Raw genomic sequence first — 14295 nt, forward strand, 5'->3', positions numbered from 1 at the left:
CTTATTTCTTTATACCAAAAACTATTGCTACCCAAGCTGCAATAAAAGCAACTCCTCCGATTGGTGTTATTGCACCCAACCAAGTAATTCCAGTTACTGATAAGATATATAAACTTCCTGAGAAAATAAGGATTCCCAACACCATAAAAACTGCGGACCATTTCAACCAAGTTGTCTCCATTTTACTCGCTAAAGCTCCTACTAAAAGAAGACCTAAACCATGATAAAAATGATATTTTACCGCTGTTTCAAAAGTTGCTACTCGACCAAACTCTTCTAAAGTTCCTTTTAAGCCGTGTGCTCCAAACGCTCCAATTGCTACTGCTAAGGCACAAAAAATAGCTCCTATTTGAATGATTTTCTTATCCATTTTTGCTTGTTGATTTATATATAATGCAAGATAGCGGTTTTTGTATTTTATTAATTATTATTTTTTGTCAAAATAGGTCCAGAACTGTCAACTGTACTTTCCAATAAGGTTTTGCAATCATCTCTATTGCTAAGAATCTCAGTTAAAGGAAATATTAATTTTACCATTTACATAAATCATATTTTGACATATACTAAGCATTAATACACCTATCAAAGTTGATTTTTAGTTGATTTCCCAAAAATTAGTCGACATTCATATCACCAGCAGTGTTTAAATGACACTTAACACAAACTATAATGATATTGAAATGAAACGACTATTATTAGCTTTAGCTCTGCTTTTTTGCTATGCAGGATTTACGTACGGCGCTACTTGGTATGTAAGTTCAAATGGAAATAATTCTAATACAGGAGATCAGAGTAATCCTTTCCAAACGGTAGCTCATGCTATCAGTGTTGCAAGTACAGATGACACCATTCATATTTTGGATATGATTTATGAAAATCAAATTAAGATTAATAAATCATTGACAATTCAAGGAACGAATCCAATGCAATCTGTTGTAATGGGAGGCACAACTTCTCCGATTGTTTTGATGAATCAAAGTACTCCTCCAACATTAATTTCCAATAATAGAATCTTCACGATTGATGTGACAGGCATTCATGTGAAGTTTCAAAATCTAACGATTAAATATGGAATGGAGGCTGCTCAAGGAGGTGGTATCTTCAATAATAAAACATCTTCTTCTGTAGAAGTTATTGGCTGTAATTTCATTGAAAATTATGCTGGACAACAAGGCGGTGCTATTTCTACCAACAAGGAATTAGTTATTCAAAATTCGTCATTTATTGGAAATGAAAGTGGTACTCATGCTGGTGCCGTCAATAGTAATCCAGGAGCTTTAGCATTTACGGTAGAAAACTCATTATTCTATAACAATAGTACTAACGGTACAGGAACAGGTGGAGCAATTCGAACTAATTCACAAGATGTTAGTATTTTGAATAATACTATTGTGGACAATTATACAGTGGCTGCCAATAAAATTGAAGGAATTAATTTTTATGGTAGTTCAGGAACTATCGAGCTGCATAATAATATCCTTTTGAATAATAAAGGAGGACGAAATGAAAGAGGCGATGGAGAGGATTTAAACCTAGGAGATTTAAGTGTAATCTCTGTAAATGCGACTTCAAATATTGTTGCTTATATTCATAGCACTGCTTCTAGAGTACCTTTTGAAGGCAATGGAAATCTAATCTTGAAAAATGAAGTTAGTGAAGAGAAAGTGAAATTTGGGGAAATTCAGCAAGCTGAAAATGGGTTATATATTCTCCCTATTTATCCTACTTCCATTGCAGACGGCAGTGGTAATTTAACGAATGGAACTTCTTCAGATGCTTTAGGAACGGTAAAAAGTAATGCAGATATTGGACACCTAAGTGTTGATGCTATTTCCTTACCTCCTATTTTCATTACGGATGCATTTCAAAATTATCCAGAGAACAAAGAAACATTACAATTAGAAACGTTAGCTACTGAAGAGAATATAAGTTATAGTATTACTGGAGGTGCAGATCAAAATGCATTTACTGTAAGTACATCAGGCAATTTATCATTCAAAACACAACCATTATTAGGTGTTGCAAATGATGCTAACCAAGATAATACCTATGAAGTAGAATTGACAGTTAGTGATCGGAGTTTATCATCATCAAAATTATTTCAACTTAGTATTGTTGGAGCAAAATTGAATGTGGTAATGATCGTCTTGGATGACTTGAATGACTATATCGGTTTTATGGGAGGACATTTACAAACCAAAACACCCAACCTTGATAAGTTAGCTTCTGAAGGTGTTTCCTTTATGAATGCTCATTCGAATGCTCCACTTTGTGATCCTTCTAGAGCAAGTTTTATGAATGGTGTGCTACCAATGACTTCTCAACATTTTGGTACAGGTTATCAAAATTGGAGAAACAATCCTATTCTGTCAGAAACGAAGATGATTTCTGAATATTTTATGGCAAATGGTTATACCACATACAAAACAGGAAAGATCACGCACTCTACAAATGGTGAAGACAAATGGTGGGATGTTGTTCATGAATTGTCTCAAGATTATGGACCTGTAGCGTATAATGGAAAAGGTGCTGCTGTACATCAAAATTCAGCACATCAAATGCATGATGCAGGTGGTGCTTTAGATGGTGTTTATGGACGTCTTTCTTCAATTCCAAAAGCAAGAATTGCCTTTGACGCCAACAATACTACTGGACCAAGGTATTATGAAGGTTGGTACAGTACGACTAAAAACCAACCTTTCAGATATGTCAATGAAGAAGATAGAGATCTAATGCCTGATGAAGAAAATGTGGCTTGGACGATCAATAATATTCAAAATTTAGAGGCACAAAACAGCGATGATCCTTTCTTTATGGCTGTGGGTATTATTCGCCCTCACTCTCCTTTTGTCGTTCCCGATAAATACTTCGATATGTTTCCATTGGAAGACATTCAATTACCTGAAATATTCTTGGATGATAGAGATGATTTCACTTACAATCGTACAAGCCGAGGGCATGAAATTGTAGATGTATTGGAGCATAGTCACATTGATAAAAACGAAGGTATCAAACGTTATTTACAAGGATATCTTGCAAGTGTTGCCTTTGCTGATGAAATGATTGGTCGAGTGGTAGATGCTGTTGAGAATTCTCAATATGCAGATAATACAGTGATAATGCTTTTTAGTGATCATGGCTATAATATGGGGGAAAAAGATTACTCACATAAAAATAACCTTTGGACACATGGCACACGTGTTCCTCTAATTATTAAATCTCCACTACATCAAAATACAAAAGGTCAAAAAGTAGAACATCCTGTTTCTTTGGTTGATATCTACCCTACGTTACAAGATTTATGTTATTTGACTGGAGATACAAAGTTTAGTGAAGCTGGAGCTGATTTAGATGGACATAGTTTAAAACCTTTCTTATCGAATGTAAACTCTACTGAGTATGCTGGAGATGAAGTTGCCTTGTCTACTATTGGCAATTGGTTTTATAAAACAAAAGATCAACAAAACTATGGTATAAAGAGTAAGCGTTTCACTTTTAATGATTATCACAATAATCAAGATGAATTATATGACCGTTTGTATGATCAAGATGAATTTATCAATGTAATCGATCATCCTGCATATGCTGAAGTAAGAGCGGCTTTTCAAGCAAAACTAGACAATATTCGTCGTCCTGCTACAATTGTTGCTGATGAGTTAGATACTTTTGATTTAGTGTTTGACCGTAGTGATAATTGGCAAACTTTTACTCAAAATTGGGGAAATCATTACAGTCAAGATCACTCACTCATACATCGTTCTGCTTCTGGAGATGCGTATGTTACTTACCAAGTCGAAAACCCTGGAGATATCAACGTAGAAGTTTGGGGCAATGCAAGTGGACAAGCCATTCAAGATTTTGGAACACTAAAGATTTATTCATCTACAGATAATCAAAATTGGGTGGAGCTGACTACAAATGAATTTATCGGTAATTATACTTGGGGGAATAATATCGCTACCTATCAAAATGCGACTATATTCCCAATGGGCACTCAATATGTCAAGGTTGCCATAGAAGGTGATGGTCTTGATTTCTCAGATGCTGTTTTAGGAAAAGTATATATCTATGCTCCTAAAACCACTAATTCTACCTTAAACCTTGATGCTATTCCTGTTGATGTTGATCCTTCTATTTTCAATATTGATCCTTCAAGAATGAGAACTAGTGGAGCTATTCTACCTGTTTTTGCTGACGATTTCAGTTCAGCTAAAACATTTGAAAAGTCAAGTAATAGTTATTTAACTAATGATGCTGGAAATGGATTCAATGGAGATGGTCAGAGATTAGTAAGAAATGAAGTTGGAGGAGTCGTTTCAGATGCATATTTAACATATGAAGTTTCAGAACTGCATAACTTTAGAATTGAAGTGACAGAGCATCATTCTGCTCAAAATGTTGTGAATTCAGATACCGTATTGGTTGATGGAGATATTGAAATTTATACATCTACAGATAATATTACCTTCCAAAAAGTAAGTACACGATCAGTTTCATTACGAGTGGATGATTTAATTGATGGCAATGGCAATCCTGAACTTTATCGTCATGCTCATCAATTTGCTATTGTAGCTAATCAAGCGTTAGATCTTTCAGCAAAATATTTGAAAGTTGTTGTCAAAGGCGATAATGCTTGGAGTATCCAATTGAATGGAGTTTACTTCTATGGTGATATGGGGGGTAGTTTCACTCCAAAACAAGAGCAAGAGATTTCTATTCAAACGATAGAAGATAAATGGAGTGATGCTGCAGATTTTGATATCATCGCGAGTACAACTTCAGGTCTTCCATTAAACTATAGTATAACTGGACCTGCTACCCTAGACGGAACTACGGTTTCTTTAACTGGTGAAGAAGGGGAAGTGACAATTACGGCGAATCAAGAAGGTAACAATTCATTTAACCCTGCCTCAAAAACCATTTCATTTCAAGTAAATCAAGCAAATGTAGACGCTGAAGTGGCTTTAAATATTTCTACATTAACGTTAAATGTTGGAGAAGAATATCAATTGGTTACGTATATCACTCCTGTTTCACTATCTGAAGCTAATTTAACTTGGTCAAGTGATAACCCAGCTGCCGTTTCAGTAGATCAAAATGGTGTTATTACAGCTGTTGGAGGTGGTATTGCTACAATTACTGTTACTTTAGATGAGTATGCTTCTTCAGCTTCAGCATTGATTACATCCATGTCAAATGGCAATGTAGGAAAACCTGTCATTACTGATGTAGATGTTTCTTCTACTTCTGCAACCGTTTCATTTATTGGAGGTTCAAATTCTACATATCAAAAAGTTCAATATAGAATGGTTGGCAAAGGTTGGATAAATTTTGAAGATCAAATTAATGATGGTATTGATCAAGTAACATTCTCTGATTTACTTCCAAATACAAGTTATGTAGTAAGAATGAGAGCATTTAATAGTACATCTGCTTCAGCTTGGACTTCTGCTTATGCTTTTAATACATCATCAAGCAGTGCTCGTTTGAATTCTTCCCTTGAGCATAAGAAAAACATAACTATATACCCTAATCCGACTTCAGGAAATAATATAACGATTGATTTAGGAACAACTGCTTCTAGTATTTCAATTGATATTTATAATTCCTTGGGTCAACTAGAAAAAACTATCTCTAGTCAAGATACATCAAGTATTCAAGTGGATATTAATGGATTAAGCAAAGGTATTTACTTCATTAAAATCAATAAAGATGGAGAAGGGTTCAGTGAGAAATTAATCATTGAATAATAAAAATCTCTATTAAAGAAAAAAGGAGATGATCTAATTCTTGTAGATCATCTCCTTTTTTATTAGAGCGAAATGCAATTATGCTTAGCTCCAGCCACCACCTAATGCGTTGTAAAGACGAATTAGCTCTGTGATTTTTACTAATTTATTATTCACCAAAACAAGTTCAGCTTGTAGTAAATTTTGACGTGCTGTGATTACCTCTAGATAGTTGGCAGAACCAGACACAAGTAAGTCTTGTGAGTATTCTACTGCTAAACGATAAGCATCACATTCAGCTTCAGAATTGACGATTGCTTCCTGTTGTTTTCCTATAATCATCACAGAATTTGACACTTCTTGTCCAGCAATTAGGATCTGTCTTTCAAAGTTATGAAGAGCAATTTTTTCTTCACTTTGAGAGATTTCATACTGTGTTTTGATCTGACGTTGATTCCAAATCGGTTGCGTTGCTTGCCCCACTACATTGAAAAGGAATGACGATGGATTAAACCAATCTGAAATTGCAGTACTTTGAAGACCACCTGTTGCAGAAATACTAACAGAAGGATAGAAATTCGCTTTCGCAATATTTACTCTTTCAAAAGCATTGATCAAGTTGTATTCTGCAGCTTTTACATCTGGTCTATTTTCTAATAATTGAACAGGTAAACCGACATCCAATTTAAAATCAAATCGATCATTAAAAATAGAATCTCTTTGAATACTGTGACTCGACTCTCCCATCAAGAATGAGATTGCGTTTTCAGCAATTTCAATATTCTTTTCTGCTTCAACTAAAAGAACTTTAGAGTTGTATAACAACGCTTCTGTTTGCTTTACAGCCACTAAAGTAAGTTCACCAGACTTATACAAAGCTTGTGTTACTTCTAAACTTTCTTCTCTCGATTTAATTGTTTTCAATAAGATTTCTCTTTGCTTATCAAAACCAATTAAACGGTAATAATTGAAAGCAACTTGGCTTACTAAATCAGAAACAATCGCTTTTTTTACTTCCTCTTGCGTCAGTAAATTCATTCTTGTTGCCTCAGTAGTCGCCTTAAGTTTACCCCAGATATCTGCTTCCCATGATAATCCAACACCAAGATTGTATTGTTGTTGATTACCAAAAGCATTTCCTATTGGTGTATTGGCAGAGTTATGAGAATATCCAGCATCGATCGTTCCATTGATACTTGGAATGTTGACACTTTTACCTTGTTTGTATAAAGACTTTGCGATTTCTACATTTTCAAGAGCAATTCTCACATCATAATTGTTGTGGATTGCCTGATCGATATAGTTCGTTAGTAAAGTATCTTTAAAAAATTCAGACCATTGGATCTGACCAAAATTTTGTTCTTCGGAAACACTATCATTGTCAATTCTGTAAAGATGATCGTTATCGATTTCAACCGTACGATTGTATTCTTTACGAATTAGACATGAAGAGAAGAGTGTACTCAAAAGCACACTCATCACTATATATTTAGTATACTGCATTTTCTAATTCTTCTTCTTTTTTAGGTTGCTTTTCGATTTTCTTAGGGAATAATTTTTCATGAATTCCTTGGAACACGACAAACAATACAGGGATAAATATTAAACCTAATAAAGTACCCACTAACATACCTGCTACTGCACCTGTACCAATTGATTTATTACCTGCAGCACCAACACCTGTTGCTAATACTAATGGAATAAGTCCTAAGATAAATGCAAATGAAGTCATTAAGATTGGACGAATACGTTCTCTTGCCCCTTCAATTGCAGCATCAAATAATGACAATCCTTCCCTTCTTCTTTGCAAAGCAAATTCAATAATCAAGATGGCATTTTTGGCTAATAAACCAATCAACATGATTAGGGCTACTTGGAAATAGATATTGTTTTCTAATCCTCTCCAGCTCGTAAAACTATACGCACCAAATACCCCGAATGGAAGTGAGAATAATACCGCAAATGGTAAAATATAACTTTCGTATTGAGCTGCTAAGAATAAGTAAGTAAATAGAATACTCAACATAAAGATATAGATTGACTGACCACCTGAACTGATCTCTTCCCTCGTAATACCAGAATAAGCAATCTCATAATTCAATGGTAGCGTCTCCTCAGCGATTTTACTAATCACTTCAATTGCTTCACCCGAACTATGTCCTTGTACTACACCACCACTAACTGAAACGGCATTATAAAGATTAAAACGCTTAATAGATTGAGGACCATATGATCTTTTTAATTTCACGAATTCTGAAATTTGAACCATTTTTCCTTCGCTATTACGAACGAACATATTATCCAAACTTCCCTCGTTCTTACGATCCTCAGGTTTTGTTTGCATGTTAACTCTTAGCTGCTTACCAAATCGAGTAAAGTCAGCGACATAATAACCGCCAATAAAACCTTGCATTGAACGGAAAATATCTCCAACCAATACTTTTGATTCTTTAGCTTTAGCAACATCAATTTCCATTTCTAATTGAGGGAAATTCACATTAAATGAGTTAGAGGCGTATGCAATAATATTTGACTTTTGAATCTCCTGCGTGAATTTTTTCGCTACCTCATCCAATCCAGCTAACTTTCCTGAAGCTTTATCTAATATTTGGAATTCAAAGTCAGAATTACCAAAACCAGGAATACTTGCAGGCGTAAAAAAGATTGATTTTGCTGTTTTAATATGAGCTGTACGCTTTCTTAATTCAGCTAAAATCCCATCTAAACTAGTCTCAGGTGTTGTTCTTTCTTCATAACCTTTAAGAAGAACAAAACCTAAAGCATATGAACTACCTGCACCTGAGAAGAAGTTAGATCCTGATCTCATAGACACAGAGTGAACTCCCGGAATATCTTTTACTGAAGCTAACATCTCTTCTGTCATTGCAAAAGTTCTATCCATAGATGAACCAATCGGCAATTCCATGTTGATGAAAATTACACCTCTATCCTCAGAAGGCACGAAACCTGTTGGTGTATTTGCATCAAAATAATAGATTCCTCCAAAACTGAAGACTAATGCTACTAATGTCAACCACTTATGCTTTAAGAATACCTCTAAAGTTCTTGTGTATTTTCTTACGCCAATATCGAAAGCAATATTAAATGCTTCATAGAAACGATCTAATAAATTTTTCTTCTTATCATCATCATGCTTTTTCAAGAACATCACACAAAGTGCTGGACTTAACGTTAAGGCATTGACTGCTGAAATTAAGATTGATATAATTAGTGTTACACCAAATTGCTCATAGAATACTCCTGAAGGTCCTTTGATAAAAGTAATTGGAACGAATACAGCGGCCATTACCAAAGTAACAGAGATAATTGCACCTGAGATTTCACCCATTGCTGTACTTGTTGCTTTATGAGAATCTGTTTCTCCTGCATCCATTTTCGCATGGACCGCTTCTACTACTACAATTGCATCATCCACTACAATACCAATCGCAAGTACTAAGGCGAATAATGTCAATAAGTTTAATGAATAACCAAGAATACCTAAGAAGAAGAAGGTACCAATAATGGCTACAGGAACTGCAATTGCTGGAATTAAAGTAGATTTAAAATCTTGTAAGAAGAGTAATACTACGATAAATACCAAGATAAATGCTTCAATCAAAGTATGTTGTACTTTAGTCATCGAAGCTTCTAAGAAACGGTTTGTATCGTAATTGACTACATATTTCACACCATCAGGGAATGTTTTCTGTAGGCGTTCTAATTCTGAGTGTAAGTTTCTAATTACTTCTTGTGCATTTGAACCTGGAGTTTGGAAGATACCAAAACTTACAGATGGATGCCCTAAAGTAATAGACTTTGTATCATAAGAGAAGGCGTCTAATTCAACTTCTGCAACGTCTTTTAAACGTAAAAATTTACCATTTCCTTCTGAGCGGATAATGATATCTTTGTACTCTTCAGCCGTTTTATAACGACCTTTGTATTTGATCACAAATTCGAATGGTGAACCTGAGTTTTGACCTAAGGCTCCTGCTGCTGCTTCTAAACTTTGCTCATTAATTGCATTTTGAATATCTGTTGTTGTCAATGAATAGGTGGACATCTTTGCAGGGTCTAACCAAATTCTCATTGCGTAATCACGAGCACCAAAAATACTTACTGAAGCCACACCCTTTACCCTTTGTAATTCAGGTTTTACATGGATGTTTAAGTAGTTAGAAACGAATGTTTCGTTGTAATCCTTATTTTCAGAGTAAATCGCCATGTACATTAAGGCAGAGTTCTCTTTCTTTTCTGTAATTACACCACCACGAATTACTTCGGCAGGTAATTTAGAATTAGCTCTTGCTACCCTGTTTTGTACGTTTACCGCAGCAACATCGGGATCAACACCTTGTTCGAAGAATACAGTAATTGAAGCAGAACCATCATTGGCTGCACTTGAAGTCATGTACGTCATGCCTTCTACACCATTGACTTGTTCTTCAATTGGAACAATCACACTTTCAAGAATTGTTTGTGCACTCGCTCCAGGATAACTAGCCGTTACCGCTACAGTTGGAGGAGCAATATCCGGATATTGGGACACCGGAAGATCCATATAACCTAGTATACCCAACAATGTAATCACTACAGAGATTACTGTTGACAATACTGGTCTGTCAATAAATTTTTGTAACATGATAAGGGAGAATTTCTTATTTGAAAGCTGCTTCGTATGAACCTAATACTTCATCTACAGTAGCAGGTTTCGAGATGATTTTTTGACCTGAGCGTACGATATTAACACCTTCCGCCAAGATTTTATCACCTTTTTCGATACCCTCATCAATGATCAATAAATGATCTGTTTTGATTGTAGATTTTACTTTTTTCGTGTATAAAGAATCTTCTTTTGATACTCTGTAAACAATTGTTTCACCTTGTTGCTCAAAAGTAGATTGGTAAGGAATGACTAATGCATCATCTACTTTATTTTTTACAATAACACGAGCACTACTACCATCTCTTAAGATTCCTTTTTCATTTGGGAATTTAGCTCTAAATGAAACAGAACCTGTCGCTTGGTCGATGCTACCTGAGATTGTCACAATTTCACCTTCAGAAGAATACATTGATCCATCTGCTAATTGTAATTGTACCTTTGGTAAATTTTTGATTCTTTCGTTCATGTCCTTCCCTTCTACATCTTTTGTGAATGACAAGAAATCCTTCTCGTTCATTGAGAAGTAAGCATAAACATTTTTGATATCAGAAACTTCAGTTAAAGATTCTGTATTAGGACCTACCAAAGTACCTTGACGGAAATTAATAGAACCTACAACACCGTTTACAGGACTTGTAATTGTAGCATAGCTGATGTTAGCATAGATCGTATTTAAATTACTTTTCATCTCTGCTAATTTCGCTTCAGCTGTTTTCAACTGAATCTCTGAAATTACTTTCTTTTCCACTAACGGACGTAGACGTGCTACTTCCACTTCAGCTACTTCTACCTGTGCCTTTGCAGTCTGTACTTCCTCACTTAAAGAAGCTGTTTCGATATGAAATAATTTTTGGCCTTTGCGGACCTTTTGACCTTCATCTACATACACTGCATCAATATATCCACTAATTTTTGCACGCACTTCACTACTAATCTCTCCCTGTACACTTGCAGGATAAGATTTCTCATAAGACACGTCTCTAATTTCAGCTTCTACGACTTTATATGGGTGTAAAGGTTTGCTGTTTGCTACTTTCTCATTTTTATTACATGCTAATACTAAGAATGATAATAAGAGAATTAAAATATTCTTGATCATGACGATCTTTCGTTTTCTGTTAGGGTTGATAATTAAGTTTTTGCAAGGTCCGTTATTATTATTAATTGTTTAAACAAATTTACATTCATTTGTAATTTTTGTATTTTTTAAGACCAAGATAGACACCTAACTGGTAGAATTAATGAAAAGTGAAGAATGAAGAGTTAAAAACTAAATTTGTTTGTGATTGATGATAATATATTGACTTAGTCTTTAACTGTAAGCACAAAAAAAAGTGAAAAACTGACCATAAACTGATCTAGTTTTTCACTTTTAACTATGCATTTTTCACTTAATTCCGAAGAATGAAAAACTAAATTTGTTAAGGTAAATAATGAGTTAGTCTTTAACTCTAAGAACAAAAAAGTGAAAAACCGACTATTACTAATCTAGTTTTTCACTTTTAACTATGCATTTTTCATTTAAAATCCTAAATGTTAAATGCAGTAATTTCGAAGTTAAATTCATCTTCACCTTTGAAACGGATAACATAGTTCGCGTTTTTCATTACACCATCTATACGGTTTGTTTGAAGATATAATTTTTTACCTTGGTTATCGAAGTAGTTTTTTACTTCTTCCCATGTATTGAATTCAGCTACCCACTTATCATTTACATTCACTTGGAAAGTTTTCGCAGAAGGTACTTTGTAATCGCTTAGCATATCGATTCTAGCGTAAGAACCTTTTCCATCCTCACTTTCAGATAAGTAGATATTTAAATACATATCTGTTCCTTCAGTTGTTGCACTGTAAGTTGGTTGTTTCATTCTTGAAAAAGATACAGCTTGTAAAGTATCCATATCTACATATTTGTAAGCTGAAACTAAGTAACCTTGTTGAAGTTTGTAGTAATAAGCATTACCTGAAACTGCTCCATTAAATTTATCTGCTTTTTTATTTTCTGCACCAGTGATATTTTCTAACGGGATAACTGGAGCTACTCCTGCACTTTCTAAGTTACCTTCTTTATCTTCGTCAAATTGCTGTAAGATGAAAGTTAACTCAGAGTTCATTGAAACAGTATATGCAATTGACTGACCGTTATGAGCAATATCAATTGCTTGTAATTGGTCGCTATTTGTTGTGATATCTAAATGGTATTCGTTATTTCCAAGTACATAGTAATACTTGTTTGTTTCGATAGCCATTGATTGCTTTTCAGTTGATAAAGTTGCTTCTTCGATAGCAGGAGATGCATTTAGAAGTACTGCTCCTTGGATAAGGCTCATGTAAACTTCTGATGTTAAAGCTGAACCAGGAATAGTAACTACGCCACTTTCGTAATATGCTCCTTCTGAAATATCTTCAGGATTTTGTTTAAATGTACCATGGAAAACTTCGATTTTTAAATCTGAAGTTACGTTTTCAATTGTTACAGAACCTGTTAAATCTACTGAATCGCGGATGTAATCTTCACCATTTACTTTGATCGTATAACCATCCGTAATATAGTTATGAGATACAGCTGCTCTCATGCCTGAGTTTGCTGATGAAATTCCTGAGAAATTAATAGTAAGAGAATGCTTCTCAACTGTTGGGTTAATGTTATTCTCCTTAGAAGAACATGAATTTAGGGTAATTACTGCCAATGATGCTAAAAACAGCATCAGGTTTCTATAGCTTAAACGAATCATATTAATTTAGTTTGTTGTAATTATTTACAGCTATAAAAACTAACGAGGCATTGATACTCTATTAAATATCAATATTGGCTAAAAAGCATCAAAATTTGGTTGCTCATAAAAAAGCCCATCATTTCTGATAGGCCTATTATTTTCATATTTAAAGGATTAACCTTTTATTTCCTCTTTTTTCCCTTCCTTTTCTCGGTATTCTTGAACCATACTTTCGACGACTTCATTGACAGAGCGAATAGATTTTACATATTCAATAGAAGGTCCTGCACACCATACTGTTTTGTAAGTAGCTCCAAAAGCTGATTTTTCTAGCATCTTCATTCCTTTGTAGAAGGTCAGCATTTTCGCAAATTTTTTCAATCGCTTATTCTTATTCAATAAAGATTCTAACCAGTTTTGTTTAGTACCAATTTTCTGCATGTAAGGTGTATTGATCACTGTACATGGTGTACCGGAAAGTTTTGTAGTCATCACGATATCTTTCGCACCATAATCTACACAAGCTTGCTTATAAGCATCATTTACCCCACCTTCTACCGTGGCAATAAATGGACTTCCCATTGATATACCGACAGCTCCTAAATCCAGTTTTTCTTTCCATTGATAACCATTTCCTACACCGCCAGCAGAAATTACCGGTATATCACATGCTTCTACAAGAGCAGGAACTAATTCATGAGCAGGAGTAGGTCCTGCATGTCCACCTGCTTCTTTGTTTACTGCAATAACACCGTCTGCCCCTAATTCTTGTACTTTTAGTGCATATTTAATGTCCACGACGTCACAAAAAACTTTGATGCCTGCAGGCTTACATTTTTCTATGATTTTTCTAGGTGATCCCAAAGAAGTGATGATATAATCTACTTTCATTTCTACGCAAGTATTCAACTGTTCCGTCAATCTCACGTTGGATTTATTGGCAATTAAATTCACTCCAAAAGGCTTCTCCCCAATTGCAGTTCTAATTTCAGTAATAGCAGCTCTAAATTCTTTATCGGTTCTATAGTTTAAAGCAGGAACAGCACCCGTAATCCCACTTTTTGCAGCTGCTATAAGCATATCTACATTAGAGACTAAGAACATAGGCGCCATGATAATTGGATAGTCTATACCCAACATTTGAGTTAGTGGTGTGGAAATTTTTTCCATAGTGTGTTGT

7 protein-coding genes are annotated in these 14295 nt (G+C 34.7%); 1 reads left to right on the forward strand and 6 read right to left on the reverse strand.

Annotation, left to right across the window (positions count from 1 at the left end; all coding sequences use genetic code 11):
- Position 1: 1 nt before the first annotated feature.
- Entirely contained in the window at positions 2–370 is a 369-nt protein-coding gene (locus ACXAHM_RS02410; RefSeq protein WP_474958800.1) for a DUF423 domain-containing protein, read from the reverse strand.
- A 310-nt stretch (positions 371–680) separates the two neighbouring features.
- Here ACXAHM_RS02410 and ACXAHM_RS02415 point away from each other — a divergent pair, with 310 nt between their 5' ends.
- Positions 681–5750, forward strand: a complete 5070-nt coding sequence (locus tag ACXAHM_RS02415; protein ID WP_474958801.1) for a sulfatase-like hydrolase/transferase — start codon at positions 681–683, stop codon at positions 5748–5750.
- An 84-nt stretch (positions 5751–5834) separates the two neighbouring features.
- Here the strand turns inward: ACXAHM_RS02415 and ACXAHM_RS02420 are convergent, their stop codons facing one another.
- The 5 genes from ACXAHM_RS02420 to ACXAHM_RS02440 all read right to left on the reverse strand — a co-directional run bounded on the left by ACXAHM_RS02420 (position 5835) and on the right by ACXAHM_RS02440 (position 14285).
- Positions 5835–7208, reverse strand: a complete 1374-nt coding sequence (locus ACXAHM_RS02420) for a TolC family protein (RefSeq protein WP_474958802.1) — start codon at positions 7206–7208, stop codon at positions 5835–5837.
- 10 nt (positions 7209–7218) lie between these two features.
- Positions 7219–10374, reverse strand: a complete 3156-nt coding sequence (locus ACXAHM_RS02425; protein WP_474958803.1) for an efflux RND transporter permease subunit — start codon at positions 10372–10374, stop codon at positions 7219–7221.
- Positions 10375–10390: 16 nt separating this feature from the next.
- A complete protein-coding gene (locus tag ACXAHM_RS02430) occupies positions 10391–11497 on the reverse strand; it encodes an efflux RND transporter periplasmic adaptor subunit (RefSeq protein WP_474958804.1) in 1107 nt (368 codons plus the stop codon).
- A 430-nt stretch (positions 11498–11927) separates the two neighbouring features.
- On the reverse strand, positions 11928–13133 hold the full coding sequence (locus ACXAHM_RS02435) for a hypothetical protein (RefSeq protein ID WP_474958805.1): 1206 nt from the start codon (positions 13131–13133) through the stop codon (positions 11928–11930).
- Between the two features lie 156 nt (positions 13134–13289).
- Positions 13290–14285 carry an NAD(P)H-dependent flavin oxidoreductase gene (locus tag ACXAHM_RS02440; protein ID WP_474958806.1) on the reverse strand — a complete coding sequence of 332 codons (996 nt, stop codon included), beginning with the start codon at positions 14283–14285 and terminating at the stop codon, positions 13290–13292.
- Positions 14286–14295: the final 10 nt, after the last annotated feature.

The organism is Flammeovirga sp. AWQ4_249 (assembly GCF_056161045.1).

Coding starts and splice junctions, on each gene's coding strand:
- ACXAHM_RS02410 (WP_474958800.1), bottom strand. CDS start 370: ATGGATAAGAAAATCATTCAAATAGGAGCTATTTTTTGTGCCTTAGCA.
- ACXAHM_RS02435 (WP_474958805.1), bottom strand. CDS start 13,133: ATGATTCGTTTAAGCTATAGAAACCTGATGCTGTTTTTAGCATCATTG.
- ACXAHM_RS02425 (WP_474958803.1), bottom strand. CDS start 10,374: ATGTTACAAAAATTTATTGACAGACCAGTATTGTCAACAGTAATCTCT.
- ACXAHM_RS02430 (WP_474958804.1), bottom strand. CDS start 11,497: ATGATCAAGAATATTTTAATTCTCTTATTATCATTCTTAGTATTAGCA.
- ACXAHM_RS02415 (WP_474958801.1), top strand. CDS start 681: ATGAAACGACTATTATTAGCTTTAGCTCTGCTTTTTTGCTATGCAGGA.
- ACXAHM_RS02440 (WP_474958806.1), bottom strand. CDS start 14,285: ATGGAAAAAATTTCCACACCACTAACTCAAATGTTGGGTATAGACTAT.
- ACXAHM_RS02420 (WP_474958802.1), bottom strand. CDS start 7,208: ATGAGTGTGCTTTTGAGTACACTCTTCTCTTCATGTCTAATTCGTAAA.